This window comes from Bradyrhizobium sp. U87765 SZCCT0048, assembly GCF_018131225.1.
Taxonomy (GTDB): Bacteria; Pseudomonadota; Alphaproteobacteria; order Rhizobiales; family Xanthobacteraceae; genus Bradyrhizobium_A.
Genome location: NZ_JAFCMM010000002.1, coordinates 912,043 through 929,503, shown reverse-complemented (window position 1 = coordinate 929,503; position 17,461 = coordinate 912,043). Strand labels below are relative to the sequence as shown.

The window sequence follows — 17,461 nt, the reverse complement described above, 5'->3', positions numbered from 1 at the left end:
AAGTGCGCGCGGGCCGCAAGGGCGAACTTTTCATCGCGCGCTTGTCCCGATCAGCGCGCATGGGCCGGCGACAGGGCAGTCCCGACGTCATGAGGGGGCGCTTGCGCCGGGCGTTGTGCGAGCTCTCGGCTGCGGACGAGACGCGACGCCAGTTCGGCGCACTGCACGCGGATATCGCGGATCGCGATGATTTCCAGCAGGCTGCCCTTGCCGATCGGGCCGATGGCCGACAGGCGGCCGTCGCGACGGCCCAGCCGGTCCAGCGGGGTGCCGTCGGGGGTGATGTCGATGCCGACACGCACATCATCCCATCGCACGACACCCGATGATAGCAGCCGGCCGACAAGCTGGTTGTGCGGATCGGAGGTATCCCAGCATGGTCCGGTGCAGTTGATGATCGCGGCCGCCGGCAACCGTTCGAGGGCGTGCGTTCCGCGGCGTCTGATGCGGAGCTCCAGGACATCGTCGGCCGGGCTCGCGCCGTCGATGCGGCCGGCGACGACCCGTACCTGACCGCGCTTGCGCAGCTCCTGCATGCGCACGGCGGTGGCTGGTGGCAGCCGCGTGCGATGCATGTGCCAGAACGGCGCGAGGTGCTCGAGAAACGCGCGCTTCTCGAAGGTGGAGAATCCGTGCCAGACGTCCTGGGTGTGCGGCCTGAGCGCGTTGATCAGGGCGCGCCAGTCGCCGCCCTGCTCGGCGAGGCGGCGGCTGGTGCTGCGGACCCAGCGCATCAGTGGAAGCAGCCGCCGCGGGAGCTCGTCACGCTGAACGGTGATGGACCGATCGACATGGATATAGGGCTGCGCGACCAGCCCGCGTCTCGACACCAGGGTGATCTGGCCTGTGTGTCCGTTGGCGATGAGGCCGAGAACCATGTCGCTTGCGGTCTGGCCGCTGCCGATCACGGCCACGGGCGCGTCGGTCCTGATCGCGCGTATCGCCGCGGCATTCCATGGATCGTCGATCACGAAGCGCTCGCCAAGCCGTGGCCCGAGCGCCTGGGCCGACGGATGTCCGACCGCGAGGACGGCATGGTGCGCGCGTGCGACGCCGCCGTCGCGGAGAACGACGTCGATGTGACCGTCATGAGGAACGACATCCGTCACTTCGTCGCGCACAAAGCGGACCGTCGTCCCGATCGGCGACGGTGCCCGCAACCGGGCGACGATGCGTTCGAGATAGCGCTTGTAAAGAGTCCTGGGCACGAATTGTCGCTGGATCGGCGTGGCGTCCTCGATGAATTCCGCAGCCGCGGGATCGTCGGCGAGGAAGTCGGCGAAATCGTCTGGCAAATCCTCGAACGCGCTGAGATTGCCGGCAGGCCCGTTCAGCAGGTGGGCGGCCTCAGAGGTGCGGAATGCCGTGCCGCTGGCAAGGGTCGCGCGCTCGAAGACGACGACATCGATGGCGGCCGTGCGCTGGCGATGGAGATGGGCGGCAAGGCAGATGGCCGAGAAGCCGCCGCCCACAATCGCCACGAACGCGCCGTTGTTCACGGCCTTTGCTACCGTGGCACCTGTGAGATCATTGTGCATGGGCTGTCCTCTCCACCGGCCGGGCGGCCCGGTCCGTGAGGGTGGCTGCCAAGGCTCGCCGATCGAGCTTTCCACTGCTGTTGCGGGGCATTGTCTCGATGATCCAGATCGTGGTGGGAACCATGTAGGCGGGAAGGAGCGCGCGAAGCCGGGTGCGAACGGCATCGACGTCGATTTCGGTGCCGGACACCGCGGCGACCACTGTTTCGGCGACAGCGCCGTCTGGCGGCCAAGCATAGGCGACGGCCTCGACAATGCCGGACTGCGCACGCAAGGCGGTCTCGATCTCTCCGAGTTCGATCCGGTGGCCGCCGACCTTGACCTGATGGTCGCGCCGACCGACGAACACAAGGTTGTCGTTCGGCAGCCGGCGGACGACGTCGCCCGTGCGATAGAAGCGCGTGGCCTCGCCCTCGTCATTCGGCAGATCGACAAAGGCGGCCTCCGTGGCAGACGGATTTCGCCAGTAGGCGGCAAATGTCTGCGGACCCGCGACGACGAGTTCGCCGGTATCGTCGACTGACGCGGGTGTTCCCTGCTCGTCGATGACCCGCGAGATCAGTCCGTCATAGGGCCGGCCGATCGGAACGACACCGCCATGGCATTCCGGCGGCGACCGCGCCGGGTCCCACCGATAGGCCGTGCATGCGATCGTGAGCTCGGTGGGCCCATAGAGATTTTCGACGATCGAGCCCGGCGCGGCGCGCTGCCACGCCTGCGCATACTCGCGGGGAAGGGGTTCGCCGCAGAACAGCGAATATCGCAGCGACGGCAGCGAGGCCGGTTCGAGCAGGCCGAGCTTGATCTGCATCGCGATCACCGACGGCACCGAAAACCAGACCGTGATTCCGCGCGTCCGGACGATCTTCAGCGGCGCCAGCAGCTCCGTCGAGGTGAAGCCGCACAGGGTGGCGCCGGCAGACCAGGCCATGAACATATCGAAGACGGACAGATCGAAGCTCTGCTCGAATGTCTGGGAGAAGACGTCGTCCGGCGTTGGGGCATAACGGGCGAGGTTGGTCGCAAGAAACGATGTGACGTTCGCATGGGATATCGGCACCCCCTTCGGAGTGCCGGTGCTGCCCGATGTGAACAGCATGTAGGCGGTGTCGTCGGCGCGAACGCGCGGTGGCAATGGGGGCCGGATGTCGTCACCGGCCGTCCTCGGGGCAACGACGCGTTCGACGGCCACGCCGATATCATCGGTGACGACGATTGGGAGGGCCGCGACCACGTCATCGTTCAGGATGTCTTTCAGGGACGGAAGCAGCCGCCGCTCCGTCACGACCGTGTCGAGGTCGGCCGCCTTGACGATCGCGCGGATGCGGGCAGGCGGCAGCAGCGGATTGAGCGGAACGAAGGCGGCGCCGGCGACCAGGGCGGCGATCACGGCGGCATAGGACGTCAGGCTTCGCCGCGCATAGATGCCGATGCGCGCGGGCGTCGGGTTCGCGGACAGGATGACGGTCGCGATGTCAGTGGCAAAGCGGTCGACCTCGGCATAGGTCCATTGCTGGCCTCCGAGCAACAGCGCGGTGCGGTTCGGCCACCTGGCGGCGCTGGCGAGAAAGCCGGTGTGCAGCCTCGGCTGCGCGGCCTGATGCGATGGTTCCGCGGTCATGATGCACCATGCGCGGTGTCGTAGGCCCGCCCGGCCGGTCCGTCGTACAGCAGCTGTGGCCTGATCAGGATGTTGTTGGCCCGCTGTTCGCGGCAATGCGCCACGAGGCCGGCGATCCGCGCCGCCATGAATGTCGCTCCGAATAGGTCTCGCGGAATTTCGAGAGCTTCGAACACCGCGCTGGCATAGAAGTCGACGTTCACGTCGAGGCCGAGGCGCGCCTGATGTGCAAGCGCCGGCGGAATCGCTTCCAAGATGTCGAGCAGGCGTCTGTTGCCCGTGCTGAGTCGGGCCGCGAGCTCCCGGAGACGGAAGCTGCGCGGGTCCGCCGTCCGGTACACGCGATGGCCGAAGCCATAGACGACCTCGTTGCGGGCGAAGCGGCCGTTGACGAAATCCGCCGCGTTCTCGGCCGATCCGACTTCCTCGGCCATGGCGATGACCCGATCGACGGCACCGCCGTGCAGCGGCCCGGAGAACGCACCGATCGCGCTGGCGAGTGCGGCATGCACCGAGGCGTTGGTGCCCGTGACGATGCGCGCGGCGAAGGTCGAGGCGCTCGAACTGTGGTCGGCGAGAATGACCAGGGTCGCTTCCAGCGCCGCCGCGCGTTCATCGGATGGCACGCGGCCCTGCAGCAAATAGAGCAGATTTGCCGCGTGTCCAAGATCGGGTCTCGGCGCGAGCGGCTGGCTCCCGGAACGCAGCCGATGGTAGCTTGCGAGCAGCGTCGGAAACTGCGCAATGGCCAGCAGGTCGGCGTCGGGCGCCGCCGGCCCGGTCTCGGCCAGAGCGGCGACGGCAGCCTGCAGGGCATTGAAGGGAGGCCGGTCGCTCAGCGCGTCGACGATCCGTTCGACCGAAGCGGGAATGGCGCGGGCCTTGCGCAAGGCTGCCGAGAATGCGGCAAGTTCCTCGCCGCGTGGCAGGTGACCTTGAATCAGCAGGAAGGCGGTCTGCTCGAAATCGGCGCGATCGGCAAGCTCGTCGACGGAGTATCCGCGATAGCGAAGCGCATTGCCGCCAGCATCGATGTGCGTGATCGCGGTGCGGTCGAAATGGATGCCCGCAAGTCCGCGATGGACCGGCGGCGGCGCGGTCTCGTCGACCTGCCGGGAGGAGTTGAGCTGGCGAAGCACCGACGGGGACGGCGATGGCGCAAGCGTCAGTCCGTTCAGCAGGAATGCGCGAATGGCGCCGACCGAAGTCAGTTCGCTGACATGGTCGCTCGTGATCGCGACGCCGTAGCGGGCCTCGATCTCGAGCATCAGGCGGACATGGGCGAGGGAATCCCATTCCGCGATATCGCGGTAGGCGAGATCGTCAGTAATCGAAGCGGCGGGAACGCCGAGAGCGGTCGCGATCGTGCTCTCGAGCTCGAACGCGTGAGAAGAGGACTGTAGGGGCTCGACCGACCGGACTGCGGCATGCGGCACCATCTTGAATCTCCCTGTAATATGCATGCGTCGACGCGTATTCGATCCCGCGCTGCCCCGGGGAGCAGCGCTGGCCGTGCGCAAGTGCAGCTTCGCAGTCGCAGGCGATCTGCCGCTGCGTTATCGATAGAGAGTTGATGTCAATCCGCTGCTCGCCGTCCCCGAAGAGCGGCATCGTCGCAGCATTCGTGCACTGCTGTGCTCTCGTCTTTTCCGTTCAGGTGGACGAAGCGACGTTCGGCTCCTTGAGGTCCGTCGCCTCGCCTGCGTGGCGAGTTGTCGGATCCATGCGCGTCAAGATTGCACATGCGCGCCAGAATGCAAGGCGGTTGAATTTCTTTTGTGGCGCATCAGCGAAGCAGAAATTTTCAGCGCAAGCGTTTGCGTCATGGAAGCGTAAATCAGATAGGAGCCGATGCCGAAGCTGGCGGAGAGCGTCGTCGGCAGACGCGTCATACGACGCTTCGTTGACGGTGCCGACGCGGATCTCCAATCGATTGTGGTGTTGCGGGCGCTCCCGGCGCGTACGCGAGTCAGGATTTCGTTGTCGCGACCAGTTCGAGGAGCTCCTCGCCGTAGCGTTCGAGCTTCTTGTCGCCGATGCCGGAAATTGCGCCGAGCTCCGGAAACGTCGTGGGACGCAGGTCGGCGATGCTCTCCAGCGTGGCGTCGTGCAGCACCACATAGGCCGGCACATTGCGCTTGCGGGCGATCGCCGATCGCCATGCACGCAGCGCGTCAAGCAGGGCGCCGCCGGGTGCGGAGGACGCGGCGCGCTTTGCCTTTGCGCCCTGGCCGCCACCGGCCTTCGCCGAATAGGTTTCCTCCCGCAACATCACCCTGGTCTCGCCCTTGAGCACGCCGCGAGCGCTCTCGGTCAGCATCAGCGCACCATAGGCGTCGCTGTCGGCGCGTAGGTGGCCCTGGGCCACGATCTGACGCAGCGCGGAGCGCCACTGTTTGTCGTTGAGGTCGGCGCCGATGCCGAACACCGACAGCTTGTCGTGCGTGAACTGTCGGACCTTGTCGGTGGCGCGGCCGCAGAGCACGTCGATCAGATGCATGGCACCGAAGCGCTGCCCGGTGCGGTAGGCGCAGGACAGCAGCTTCTGCGCGATCACCGTGCCGTCGGTGACGCTCGGCGGCGACAGGCAGTTGTCGCAGTTGCCGCAGCGCGCGGCCTTGGCGGCCTCGCCGAAATAGCCGAGCAGATGCTGGCGCCGGCAGTGCGGAGTCTCGGCCAGCGCCACCAGCGCGTCGAGCTTGCCGATCGACACGCGCTTGAACGTATCGGAGCCGGTCGATTCGTCGATCATGCGGCGCTGTTGCACGATGTCGGCGAGCCCATAGGCCATCCACGCGACCGAGGGCTTGCCGTCGCGGCCGGCGCGGCCGGTCTCCTGGTAATAGGCCTCGACGCTCTTGGGCAGGTCGAGATGGGCGACGAACCGCACATCAGGCTTGTCGATGCCCATGCCGAACGCCACCGTCGCCACCATCACGAGGCCGTCCTCATTGACGAAGCGGTCCTGGTTGCGGGCGCGCACCGCTGGATCGAGGCCGGCGTGATACGGCAACGCCGGGATTCCCGCCTTGACCAAGGCCGCCGCAGTGTCCTCGACCTTGGCGCGCGACAGGCAGTAGACGATCCCGGCTTCGCCCGCGTGCTGGCGGGAAATGAAATTCTCGAGCTGGGCGCGCGGCGTGCGCTTGTCGACGATCTCGTAGCGGATGTTGGGGCGGTCGAAGCTGGCGACGAAACTCGGCGCATCCGTGAGGCCGAGACGTTCGACGATCTCGCGGCGCGTCAGCTCGTCGGCGGTGGCGGTCAGCGCGATGCGCGGCACATTGGGGAAGCGCTCGGCCAGCACCGACAGGCCAATGTATTCCGGACGAAAATCATGTCCCCACTGCGACACGCAGTGCGCCTCGTCGATGGCGAACAGCGCGAGTTTCGCGCGCGACAGCAGCGACAGGCACCGCGGCGTCACCAGTCGCTCGGGCGCGACATAGAGGAGATCGAGGTCCCCCGAAAGCAGCCGCGCTTCCACCGCGGACGCTTCCTCGAACGACAGCGTGGAGTTGAGCACTGCCGCCTTCACGCCGGCTTCGGTCAGGCTTGCGACCTGGTCGCGCATCAGTGCGATCAGCGGCGACACCACGATGCCGCAGCCGTCGCGCAGCAATGATGGCAGCTGGTAGCAGATCGATTTGCCTCCGCCGGTCGGCATCAGCACAAGGCAGTTGCCGCCATCGGCGACGTGACCAACGATTTGTTCCTGCGGCCCGCGAAACGCCGGCAGGCCGAACACGCTGTCGAGCAGCGCGAGCGCCCGGGACGGTTTGCTGGTTTTCGCGGCGGGATTGAGCATGATGACCTGGGAGTGCGGATGTCACGCCGATGCCGCAGCGGCGACGCAGGCGTGACGCGTTCTGGATAACGCACCGCGAGGTGGTCACGCAATCGTGGCCGGCGCTTTTTCCCGGTCTTCGCGGTCATTCGATTGTGCAGCAAATCCAGGACTTTGGTTGGCGACCAGGTATGCGTGGCGCAACGCCGTTGTCGTGCCCGACGGCGCGGAACCGCGACGTCGATCGGGATTGAATTCGGCGAGCGCATACACATGTCAAAAGGGAAGAGGAACTGCCCGTTCGCGAGGCCGTTCCTGAAGTGACACAGGCGACTGCGCGGCGTCAGCACTAACGAGTCAGGAGTGCTGCCAGATCGCCATTCGCAGCAGGGAAGTGCTGCGACGAGTCAACGAGACGGGTATCGGGCTATGTCGTTCATGTACGTACGAACGCCTCCGTTTTCGCCGAGTTTTTTGGCAACAGCACAGGAATGAAACATGCGTGTGCCTAATTCCTGTATTGCGAAAGCACGTCTTGCGGGTGTCCAATCGGTCAACTGTGCTGCTGATTCGTCGATTGAATGTGCAGCTTTGATGACCGCTGCACGAACGTCGTCGCTCGGCATGCCGAATGACGGGGCTTAAGGAGACGGGGTCATGTACAACGATTCTCTGTTCAACGCCTTCGCTCGCTCGTTTGAAGCGCGCAGCGAAGCCGACATGTCGATGTCGGATTATCTGGAGTCGTGCCGCGGCGACCCAATGAGATATGCGAATGCGGCGGAGCGGCTGCTGGCCGCGATCGGCGAGCCGCAGATGATCGACACGGCCAAGGACGCGCGCCTTGGCCGTATTTTTTTGAATCGCACGATGCGGGTCTATCCCGCGTTCTCCGGCTTCTACGGCATGGAGGAGACGATCGAGCGCATCGTGTCGTTCTTTCGCCACGCCGCGCAGGGGCTCGAGGAGCGCAAGCAGATCCTCTATCTGCTCGGACCGGTCGGCGGCGGCAAGTCATCGCTCGCCGAGCGGCTGAAGTCGCTGATGGAAGTGCATCCGATCTACGTGCTCAAGGCCGGCGACGAGCTCAGCCCGGTGTTCGAGAGCCCGCTCAGCCTGTTCGATCCCGACACGATGGGGTCGATCCTCGAGGAGCGCTACGGCGTTCCGCGCCGGCGTCTCACGGGACTGATGAGCCCGTGGTGTTACAAGCGGCTCGAAGCGTTCGGCGGCGACATCTCGCGCTTCCGTGTCGCCAAGATCCAGCCGTCGCGGCTGCGGCAGATCGCCGTTGCCAAGACCGAACCGGGCGATGAGAACAATCAGGATATCTCGTCCCTGGTCGGCAAGGTCGACATCCGCAAGCTGGAAACCTATGCCCAGAACGATCCGGACGCCTACAGCTACTCCGGCGGCCTCAACCGCGCCAACCAGGGCATTCTCGAATTCGTCGAGATGTTCAAGGCGCCGATCAAGATGCTGCATCCGTTGCTGACGGCGACGCAGGAAGGAAACTACATCGGCACCGAGAACATCGGCGCGATCCCCTTCACCGGTGTCATCCTCGCCCACTCCAACGAGGCGGAGTGGCAGAGCTTCAAGAGCAACAAGAACAACGAGGCCTTCATCGACCGCATCTGCGTCATCAAGGTACCGTACTGCCTGCGGGTGATGGAGGAGCAGAAGATCTACGAGAAGCTGATCCAGGGGTCCGAGCTCGCCAGCGCACCCTGCGCGCCGGCGACTCTGGAAACGCTGGCCCGCTTCACGGTGTCATCGCGGCTGCGCAAGCACGACAACTCCACCCTGTTCGCCAAGATGCGGGTCTATGACGGCGAAAGCCTGAAGGAATCCGATCCCAAGGCGCGCAGCGTGCAGGAATACCGTGACGCCGCCGGCGTCGACGAAGGCATGGACGGCGTATCGACGCGCTTTGCCTTCAAGGTGCTGGCCGCGACCTTCAACCACGACACCGCGGAGGTCGGCGCCGACCCCGTGCATCTGATGTACAATCTCGAGCAGTCGATCCGCCGCGAGCAGCTGCCGGACGAAACCGAGAAGCGCTATCTCGAGTTCATCAAGGCCGAGCTGGTGCCGCGCTATGCCGAGTTCATCGGCCACGAGATCCAGAAGGCCTATCTCGAATCGTACTCCGATTACGGCCAGAACCTGTTCGACCGCTATGTCGACTATGCAGACGCCTGGATCGAGGACCAGGACTTCAAGGACCCCGACACAGGCCAGATGCTCGACCGCGAGTTGCTCAACCAGGAGCTGACCAAGATCGAGAAGCCGGCGGGCATCGCCAACCCCAAGGACTTCCGCAACGAGATCGTCAAGTTCTCGCTGCGCTCGCGGGCGCAGAACGGCGGCAAGAATCCGACCTGGACGAGCTACGAGAAGATTCGCGAGGTCATCGAAAAGCGCATCTTCTCCCAGGTCGAGGATCTGCTGCCGGTGATCTCGTTCGGCTCGAAGCGGGACGGCGAAACCGAGAAGAAGCACGGCGAGTTCGTCGAGCGCATGGTCGATCGTGGCTACACCGAACGCCAGGTCCGGCGTCTGGTCGAATGGTACATGCGGGTCAAGCAGGCCGGTTGATCCGCTGATTGGGACGTCGAACTGCGAAGGTGGCCATGCATATCGTCGACCGACGCCTGAACCCGGGCAGCAAGAGTCTGGAAAACCGTCAGCGTTTTCTGCGCCGGGCCAAGGCGTTGGTGCAGCGAGCGGTCAAGGACACCTCGCAGAAGCGCGACATCCGCGATGTGCTGGAGGGCGGCGAGGTCAGCATCCCGCTCGATGGCACCAACGAGCCGCGCTTTCGCCGCAGCGCCGGCACCCGTGACTTCGTGTTGCCTGGCAACAAGAAGTTCGTCGAAGGCGATATTTTGCCGCGCCCCGGCGGAGGAGGCGGCGGCAAGCCCAAGGACGCGGGCGAGGGCGACAGCGAGGATGCCTTTCGTTTCGTTCTTACCCGGGAGGAATTCCTCGATCTGTTCCTGGACGATCTCGAACTGCCGGACCTCGCCAAGCGGCGGCTCACGCAGGTCGAGCACGAGGGCATCCGGCGCGCCGGCTACTCGGTCTCGGGATCGCCCGCCAATCTCTCGATCAGCCGGACGGTGAAGCTCGCGACCGCGCGGCGGATCGCGCTGCGTCGGCCGCGCACCGAGACCATCGAGAAAATGGAGGCGGAGCTCGAGACGTGCGACGAGGAGCGTCGCGCCGAGCTCCTGGCCGAGATCGAAGCGCTGAGGGCCAAGACCAAGCGCATCCCGTTCATCGATCCCATCGATATTCGCTACCGCCGGTTCGAAACAGTGCCGAAGCCGGTAGCGCAGGCGGTGATGTTCTGCCTGATGGACGTGTCCGGCTCGATGTCCGAGCACATGAAGGATCTCGCCAAGCGGTTCTACATGCTGCTCTACGTCTTCCTGACGCGGCGCTATCGTCATGTCGAGATCGTGTTCATCCGCCACACCGACCGTGCCGAGGAGGTCGACGAGGAGACGTTCTTCCGCAACCCTGCGTCAGGCGGCACCCTGGTGTCGAGCGCGCTGGAGGTCATGAACGAGATCGTGCGGACGCGCTTCCATCCTGCCGACTGGAATATCTATGCCGCGCAGAGTTCAGACGGCGACAACGCCTATTCCGACAGCGAAACCACGGCGCGGCTGCTGACCAACATGATCCTGCCGGTGACGCAGTATTACGCCTATCTGGAGGTCAGCGAGGCGGGCGGCCCGATGGACATGCCGGATTCGTCGTTGTGGACGCTGTACAAGAAGCTCAGCGCCGACGGCGCGCCGCTGTCGATGCGCAAGGTCAGCGATCGCAGCGAGATCTTTCCGGTCTTCCACGATCTGTTCCAGCGTCGCCGCAAGCAGGAGAAAGTCGCCCCGTGACAGCGTCCTCTGCCGGTCCTCTCCTGTTCCGCGGCGCGGACTGGGATTTCCAGACTCTGCAGCGTATTCATGACGCCTGCGAGGAGGTCGCGCTCGGCGAGCTCGGTCTCAGCGTCTACCCGAACCAGATCGAGGTGATTACCGCCGAGCAGATGCTCGACGCCTATTCATCGATCGGCATGCCGCTGTTCTACAAGCACTGGTCGTTCGGCAAGCACTTTGCCCATCACGAGGCGTTCTATCGCAGGGGCCTGATGGGGCTTGCCTACGAGATCGTCATCAACTCGTCGCCCTGCATCTCCTACCTGATGGAGGAGAACACCGCGACGATGCAGACGCTGGTGATCGCCCACGCCGCCTTCGGCCACAATCATTTCTTCAAGAACAACTACCTGTTCAAGCAGTGGACCGATGCCGAGGGCATCCTCGATTATCTCAACTTCGCCAAGACCTATGTGGCGCAGTGCGAAGAGCATCATGGCTCGCTGGCGGTCGAACGCACCCTCGATGCGGCCCATGCGCTGATGTCCCATGGCGTGTTTCGCTATCCCGGCAAGAAGACCATCGATCTGCGGGCCGAGGAGAAGCGCGAGCAGGAACGGCGGACGCACAAGGAGCGCAGCTTCAACGACCTCTGGCGTACGGTGCCGTCGGGCCCCGGCAAGAGCGCCAGCGAGCTGACGATCGACCGTCGCCGCGCGCTGCTCGGCCTGCCGCAGGAGAATGTCCTCTATTTCCTCGAGAAGTCGGCGCCGCGGCTGCAGTCGTGGCAGCGTGAGCTGCTGCGCATCGTGCGTCACATCGCGCAGTACTTCTACCCGCAGGGCCTGACCAAGGTGATGAACGAGGGCACGGCGACCTACGTCCACTACCGCATCATGAACCGCCTGCACCAGCAGGGCCGGCTGTCGGACGGCAACTTCCTCGAATTCCTGCAGTCGCACACCAATGTCGTGTTCCAGCCGAACTTCGATGATCCCCGCTATTCGGGCTTCAATCCCTATGCGCTGGGCTTTGCGATGATGCAGGACATCGAGCGCATCGTGACCGAGCCCGATGATGAGGATCGCGCCTGGTTCCCCGACATCGCCGGCGCCGGCGACGTGATGGGCGTGCTGCGCGACATCTGGGCGAACTATCGTGACGAGAGCTTCATCAGCCAGTTCCTCAGTCCGCGCCTGATCCGTCATATGCGCATGTTCCACCTGCATGACGATCCGGCGCGCCACGAAGGCATCGAGGTCGAGGCCATTCACAACGAGCGCGGCTACCGCCGCATCCGGCGCGAGCTCGCCCGGCAGTACGATGTCGGCCAGATCGAGCCCAATATCGAGGTGGTCGATGTCGATCTCGCCGGCGACCGGCGCCTGCTGCTGCGTCATCAGGTGGTCAACGGCGCCCAGCTCGACGACCTCGACGCCAAGCGTGTTCTGCAGCATCTCGCGGATCTCTGGAGCTATGATGTGCTGCTCAAGGAGGTCGATGCGACCGACACCGTGTTGAAGGAACACGCTGCGAGCCCGCGAAAGATCGCCGCCGCGGCCTGAGCACACGGCCGGCCGCGTCGCCGCCTCGTTTCACCGTCGATCTGTTGTCGCGTCCCGCGCATGAAGGGAGGGCGAGGATGGTTGAAGGGGGATCTCAGGGGATCGTCGCACCGGGCCTTTCGGCGTCGCCACCACTCGTTGCCCCCGATCGTCCGGTCGTGGCTCTGCTCGGCGTGCCGATTGAAATCGGCGCCTCCCGCCGCGGGGCGGCGAGGGGGCCGGCGGCACTGCGGGCGGCGGGGCTCGCTCCGGCCCTTGCGGCACTGGGTCTCACCGTCCGCGACCACGGCGATCTGTCACGCGACGATCTGACCTCGCTCGACCGAACCTGGCTGGATCGGCCAGGTCCGCCGATGGCAAGACACTATCGCGAGATTCAGGCTTGGGTCCGCGCGCTCAGCGCAAGGGCGTATGCACTCGCTGACCCCGGCGTCGTGCCGGTGTTTCTCGGTGGCGATCACAGCCTGTCGATGGGCTCGATCAATGGGATTGCGCGCCGTTGCCACGATGAAGGGCGGCCTCTGTTCGTGCTGTGGCTGGACGCGCATGCCGACTACAATACGCCGGAGACGACCCCTTCGGGCAACATGCACGGCATGTCGGCGGCTTTCCTGTGTGGAGAGCCGGGCCTCGACGATCTGCTGGCCGACGAGCCACGTGTTCCGATCAGTCCTGATCATCTCGCGCTGTTCGGCACCCGCTCGATCGATCCACTGGAACGGAAGCTGCTGGCGGCGCGCGCGATCGAGCGCGCCGACATGCCGCAGATCGCGATGTCCGGCGCCGGCGCCCTGATTCGCGCGCTCGTCGCGCGGGTCACGGCGGCGGGGGGCTTGCTGCACGTCAGCTTCGATGTCGACTTTCTCGATCCCGCTTTTGCGCCGGGAGCCGGGACCACGGTTGCCGGCGGCGCCACGGTGCAGGATGCCGAGGAGGTCATGATCACGCTCGCCGAATCCGGCCTCGTGCGCTCCGTCGACATTGTCGAACTCAATCCGCTGCTCGATCGCGGGCAGCGCACCGCGCGGCTCGCGGTCGAGCTCACCGCGCGCCTGCTCGGCGCGCCGGCCGCCAGCGGCATGGCCGCGATCACCTCGCTGCCAGCGCTCTAGGCGCATTTTCCTACGACATTGCGGCGCAACGGGTGGAAATGCTGCAGCGCGCGTATCGGTTGCAGGGCTTCGCAGCGAGGCAGCACCTGCTATAGGAATGGGCTGGATCTCCAGATCCGAAAACACACAATAGTCTCGGCAAGAGACGGGAGGATTGAACCACCATGAAGGGCAACGAAGGCGCGTCCGCGAAGTCTGCCAGACGGCGTTCCGAGGTCAGCGAGACGATGCGCGTGCCAACGACTTTGCTTGGCCATCTGCTGCGCGTGATGCCGCCGATCGCGCGGCGCCGCGTCGCCAAGGGGCAGACGGTCTACCGCCAGGGCGAGAACGACGGTCATCTGTTCGTGGTGATGTCGGGTCGCATCGGCATCTCGATGCTGCGTCCCGACGGCCAGGAGTTCCTCATCGATATCGTTGGTGCGGGCGCGATCTGCGGCGAGGGCGCCGCGTTCGACGGTCTGCCGCGGTTCTCCAGCGCCAGCGCGCTGGAGCCCAGCGAGGTGTTGCTGATCGCCGCCGACGAACTGTGCCGGCTGATGTCGCAGCAGGTCGAGATCGTGCCGCTGATCGTGCAGGCCATCGCGCTCAAGCAGCGCATGCTGGCCGGGCGGCTCAACCAGATCTCCCAGGCCTCGCCCGAAATCCGCATCACCGAGCTGCTGTCGCAGATCACCCAGGCAGATTCGCCGACCATCGTGCTGACCCACCAGCAGATCGCCAATCTCATCGGCACCTCACGCATCACCGTGACACGGGCGATGAAGAAGCTGCGTCGTGAGGGCGCGGTGCGCTGCCGCCGCGGCGAATACGAACTCGTCCACCGCGCTGCGATGCACAGCTGACGAAACGCGCGAGGTGGAGGGAGGCGCCGTCATTGTGTACGGCGATACGGCACGATTCCGGGATTTCGCTATCGTCGGTGACGAGACGAGAGCGATCGGAACGGGCATGACGGCCGAACACAAACAGAGCGAATTCCGGCGGCTGATCGGCCGCTTCGCCACCGGCGTCGCGGTGGTGCTCACGGGCGATGGCGGCCAGCCGGAGGGGCTGACGGTCAATTCGCTGACCTCGCTCAGCCTCGATCCACTGCTGCTGCTGTTCTGCGCCCGCAACGAGAGCCGCTCGGCGGCAGCGGTGGTGCGTAACGGCCGCTTTTCGGTCAACGTGCTGGCGGCGACACAACAGGATGTCTCCGGCCATTTCGCTGGCCGCCGGATGGCGCGGCCCGTGCCGATCGAGCATCACGGCGGCTGGATCGCATTGGCTGATGCCAACGCCAGCTTCCTGTGCCATGTCGAGCGCGTGCATCCCGGCGGCGACCACGCGATCATCGTCGGCCGGGTGATGCATATCCTTGGGCCGGAGTGTGCGGACCAGCCGCTGCTCTATTACGCCGGCGGCTATGCCCGCCTGCCGGCGCCGGCGGTCAGCGGCTAGTGGCCGCGGGCCGGCCGCGGATCAGGATGTGGCCGTCAACGGTGTCAATGATGCCCTGTTCGCGCAGGCGCTGCAGCGCCCGTGTCACCGTCACCCGTGAGATGCCGGTCATCGCCCCGATCTGCTCATGAGTGAGATGGGTGACCAGCAGGCGGCCGCGCGGATGGTCGATCGCGAACATCGCCTTGAGGCGGTTGAGCAGCTCCATGATGCGGTCCTGCGGCTCGCGCGAGGTCAGGTGCTCGAGGCGGATCGCCAGCACGCGCTGCTTGAGGCTGGTAACGGTCAGCAGGGAGGCGGCGCATTCCGGGTGCTGGCGGAAGATTTCGGTCATCGTCGTGACGTCGAACTCGATGGTGTCGGTGTCGTCGACCGCCACGGCGCTGGAGAAACGCGGCAGGCCGTCGAACGCCGCGCCTTCGCCGCACACCGTGTCCGGCCCCATCAGCTCCAGCACCACTTCCTGGCCGTCGTCGCGAAAGATCGAGATCTGGACCAGGCCGTCGAGCACGAAATAGAACCGGCGCGAAATCTCGCCCTGCTCGTAGAGCACCGCGTTCTTGCGGAAGCGCCGGCGTTTGCCCGCGGCGGCGTGCTCGGTGAGCCGCTGCACCAGCTGCCGGTCCATTCGCCAGGTGCCAAGCTGCCGTCTGGTCATGATCCCCGATGTTCGCATGCCGTCATCAAGCATGGATTTCCGGCCGAGGCCGTATAGCGCGATACAGCGCGCGATCGACGGGCGCGTCTAGGCTCACCCTGCTCGGCGCGATCGAGCTTTTCCAATTCGGCAGAGGACGTCAATGACGCTTTCATTCCTTTCTCCGCCCGGGGACGATGCCGAGCTGAGGCCCGTGCTGGCGGCAGCTGATGCCGTCCAGGGCTGGCTGCGCGGCGAGGCGGCCGGGATCGAGCAGCAGCGCCGGCTGTCGGCGGACGCAGTGGCGCGTCTCGTCGACGCGGGATTGTTTCGCCTGACCCAGCCGCGGCGCTTCGGCGGTCTTGGCCTGACGCCGCAGGCGGCCTGGCGCGCGGTGTTCGAGGTTGCGCGCGGCTGCTCGTCGGCGGCCTGGATCGTCGGCCTTTCCAGCGCCAATGTGGTGATGATCGGCAAGTTCGCCGAGCAGGCGCAGCGCGACGTCTTCCTCAGCGGAAAGCCGACGATCGTGTCGCTGCTGACCGGGGGCGTGGGCCATGGCATCGCGGTCGAGCGGGTCGATGGCGGCATGCTGCTCAGCGGGAACTGGCGCTATGCGTCGGGCATCGATGTCGCGAGCTGGGCCGGCCTGCTGGTGCCGATTCCGCAGGACGGCCGTGCGGTGATGCATGTGGTGCTGGTGCCCGCGGAGGCGTTCACCGTCGACCCGAACAGCTGGAACGTGCTGGGCATGCGTGGCACCGGCAGCAAGGACATTGCTCTCGACCGGGTGTTCGTGCCGGAGCACCGCTGGATGGACTGGCAGGTGCTGCAGGACGGTGGCCGCCATGCCACCGCGCCGCACCATGGCGCGATGTCCGATGTGCCGCTCAACATCATCAACGCGATGTCGACGCTGGCGCCGACGCTGGGGGTGGCATCGGCCGCCGCGGAGGAGTTCGGCGCGATCGTGCGCAGCAAGTACAGCGCCGCGAGCCAGCAGCGGCTGCTCGACGACAAGGCGGCCCAGCTCGAGATGGCGTCGGCCGAGGCGATCTTCGCGATGCTGCGCCGCTCGCTGCTCGACGATGCCGATCTCGTGGTTCGCCAGGTCGAGACGGCAGGGAGCATCGGCCTGCTTGACCGCGCCGCCATCCGCATGCGCATTGCCATGGCCTCGCGCCTTGCGCTCGGCACCGCACAAAGCCTGTTCGCCGCGCTCGGTGGCTCGATCCTGCCTTCGGGCACGCGTATCGAGCGCCTGTTTCGCGACCTCCATGCCATGAGCACCCACATGCTGCTGCAACCGGCCCCGATCGGGGAGGCCTATGGCCGGCTGCTGCTCGATCTGCCGCTCGCGCCGACCGCGCGCATCTGAAACTGACTGAAATCTGGAGTTGTCATGACCAAGCAAGCCTTCGAATCCGGCCATCCGGTGTTCGCCACCAAGGATGGCTCGACGATCTTTCGCAAGTTCGCCTATTCGTCCGCCGTGCGCGCCGGCGATTTCGTCTACGTTGCCGGGCAGATCGGCCTCAATCCCGACGGTTCGATGCCTGAAGACGACGCACGGCAGTTTGTCAACGCGTTCGATCGGTTGAAAATCGTGCTGGAGGACGCCGGCGCGTCGCTCGGCGATATCGTCGAGCTGGTGAGCTACCATGTCGGGCTGCAGAAGCATCTGCCGCAGTTCATGGAGATCAAGAACCGCTACATCCACGAGCCGTATCCGACCTGGACGATCCTGGAGATCGCCGGGCTCGCGCGGCCCGGGCTGGTGATCGAGATCAAGGCGGTGGCCTACGCGCCGATTGCGCGCTGACTTGGTAACCGGTGATACAGACGGCGTTGGCCAAACCGATACCTTGCGC

Annotated in this window: 14 protein-coding genes; 8 read left to right on the top strand and 6 right to left on the bottom strand. The window is 65.5% G+C overall.

What is annotated here, in order from left to right; all coding sequences use genetic code 11:
- Positions 1–50: 50 nt before the first annotated feature.
- From JQ639_RS17410 to recQ, 5 genes are all read right to left on the bottom strand, one after another.
- Complete coding sequence (locus JQ639_RS17410; RefSeq protein WP_211967359.1) at positions 51–1,538, bottom strand: FAD/NAD(P)-binding protein; 1,488 nt, start codon at positions 1,536–1,538, stop codon at positions 51–53.
- Entirely contained in the window at positions 1,528–3,159 is a 1,632-nt protein-coding gene (locus JQ639_RS17405; RefSeq protein WP_211990914.1) for an amino acid adenylation domain-containing protein, read from the bottom strand. Before JQ639_RS17405 ends, JQ639_RS17410 begins: the two co-directional genes overlap by 11 nt.
- Positions 3,156–4,598, bottom strand: a complete 1,443-nt coding sequence (locus JQ639_RS17400) for a citrate/2-methylcitrate synthase (protein ID WP_211967357.1) — start codon at positions 4,596–4,598, stop codon at positions 3,156–3,158. Before JQ639_RS17400 ends, JQ639_RS17405 begins: the two co-directional genes overlap by 4 nt.
- 291 nt (positions 4,599–4,889) lie before the next feature.
- Entirely contained in the window at positions 4,890–5,051 is a 162-nt protein-coding gene (locus tag JQ639_RS17395) for a hypothetical protein (protein ID WP_211967356.1), read from the bottom strand.
- Positions 5,052–5,128: 77 nt separating this feature from the next.
- Positions 5,129–6,967: a DNA helicase RecQ gene (gene recQ, locus JQ639_RS17390; protein ID WP_211967355.1), complete on the bottom strand. Its 1,839-nt coding sequence runs from the start codon at positions 6,965–6,967 to the stop codon at positions 5,129–5,131.
- Between the two features lie 636 nt (positions 6,968–7,603).
- Here recQ and JQ639_RS17385 point away from each other — a divergent pair.
- The 6 genes from JQ639_RS17385 (at position 7,604) to JQ639_RS17360 (ending at position 14,956) form a co-directional block, all read left to right on the top strand.
- Positions 7,604–9,547: a PrkA family serine protein kinase gene (locus JQ639_RS17385; protein ID WP_211967354.1), complete on the top strand. Its 1,944-nt coding sequence runs from the start codon at positions 7,604–7,606 to the stop codon at positions 9,545–9,547.
- A 35-nt stretch (positions 9,548–9,582) separates the two neighbouring features.
- The gene (locus tag JQ639_RS17380) at positions 9,583–10,854 is read left to right on the top strand and encodes a YeaH/YhbH family protein (RefSeq protein ID WP_211967353.1); all 1,272 of its coding nucleotides are present in this window, start codon (positions 9,583–9,585) and stop codon (positions 10,852–10,854) included.
- A complete protein-coding gene (locus tag JQ639_RS17375; RefSeq protein ID WP_211967352.1) occupies positions 10,851–12,401 on the top strand; it encodes a SpoVR family protein in 1,551 nt (516 codons plus the stop codon). Before JQ639_RS17380 ends, JQ639_RS17375 begins: the two co-directional genes overlap by 4 nt.
- A 77-nt stretch (positions 12,402–12,478) precedes the next feature.
- Positions 12,479–13,513, top strand: coding sequence for an arginase (rocF, locus tag JQ639_RS17370; protein WP_211967351.1), 1,035 nt, complete (start codon positions 12,479–12,481; stop codon positions 13,511–13,513).
- 233 nt (positions 13,514–13,746) lie between these two features.
- Positions 13,747–14,358 (top strand): Crp/Fnr family transcriptional regulator, encoded by a 612-nt coding sequence (locus tag JQ639_RS17365; protein ID WP_211967350.1) that lies wholly within the window; start codon positions 13,747–13,749, stop codon positions 14,356–14,358.
- Between the two features lie 106 nt (positions 14,359–14,464).
- The gene (locus JQ639_RS17360; RefSeq protein ID WP_211967349.1) at positions 14,465–14,956 is read left to right on the top strand and encodes a flavin reductase family protein; all 492 of its coding nucleotides are present in this window, start codon (positions 14,465–14,467) and stop codon (positions 14,954–14,956) included.
- On the opposite strand, the gene JQ639_RS17355 is transcribed toward JQ639_RS17360, so the two are convergent.
- The gene (locus JQ639_RS17355) at positions 14,946–15,614 is read right to left on the bottom strand and encodes a Crp/Fnr family transcriptional regulator (protein WP_211967348.1); all 669 of its coding nucleotides are present in this window, start codon (positions 15,612–15,614) and stop codon (positions 14,946–14,948) included. The two genes, JQ639_RS17360 and JQ639_RS17355, sit on opposite strands and share 11 nt — an antisense overlap.
- A gap of 193 nt (positions 15,615–15,807) precedes the next feature.
- On the opposite strand from JQ639_RS17355, the gene JQ639_RS17350 reads away from it, so the two are divergent.
- A complete protein-coding gene (locus JQ639_RS17350; protein WP_211967347.1) occupies positions 15,808–16,968 on the top strand; it encodes an acyl-CoA dehydrogenase family protein in 1,161 nt (386 codons plus the stop codon).
- Between the two features lie 24 nt (positions 16,969–16,992).
- Positions 16,993–17,412 (top strand): RidA family protein, encoded by a 420-nt coding sequence (locus JQ639_RS17345; RefSeq protein WP_211967346.1) that lies wholly within the window; start codon positions 16,993–16,995, stop codon positions 17,410–17,412.
- Positions 17,413–17,461: the final 49 nt, after the last annotated feature.

Coding starts and splice junctions, on each gene's coding strand:
- JQ639_RS17410 (WP_211967359.1), bottom strand. CDS start 1,538: ATGCACAATGATCTCACAGGTGCCACGGTAGCAAAGGCCGTGAACAAC.
- JQ639_RS17405 (WP_211990914.1), bottom strand. CDS start 3,159: ATGACCGCGGAACCATCGCATCAGGCCGCGCAGCCGAGGCTGCACACC.
- JQ639_RS17400 (WP_211967357.1), bottom strand. CDS start 4,598: ATGGTGCCGCATGCCGCAGTCCGGTCGGTCGAGCCCCTACAGTCCTCT.
- JQ639_RS17395 (WP_211967356.1), bottom strand. CDS start 5,051: ATGACGCGTCTGCCGACGACGCTCTCCGCCAGCTTCGGCATCGGCTCC.
- recQ (WP_211967355.1), bottom strand. CDS start 6,967: ATGCTCAATCCCGCCGCGAAAACCAGCAAACCGTCCCGGGCGCTCGCG.
- JQ639_RS17385 (WP_211967354.1), top strand. CDS start 7,604: ATGTACAACGATTCTCTGTTCAACGCCTTCGCTCGCTCGTTTGAAGCG.
- JQ639_RS17380 (WP_211967353.1), top strand. CDS start 9,583: ATGCATATCGTCGACCGACGCCTGAACCCGGGCAGCAAGAGTCTGGAA.
- rocF (WP_211967351.1), top strand. CDS start 12,479: ATGGTTGAAGGGGGATCTCAGGGGATCGTCGCACCGGGCCTTTCGGCG.
- JQ639_RS17360 (WP_211967349.1), top strand. CDS start 14,465: ATGACGGCCGAACACAAACAGAGCGAATTCCGGCGGCTGATCGGCCGC.
- JQ639_RS17355 (WP_211967348.1), bottom strand. CDS start 15,614: ATGACCAGACGGCAGCTTGGCACCTGGCGAATGGACCGGCAGCTGGTG.
- JQ639_RS17345 (WP_211967346.1), top strand. CDS start 16,993: ATGACCAAGCAAGCCTTCGAATCCGGCCATCCGGTGTTCGCCACCAAG.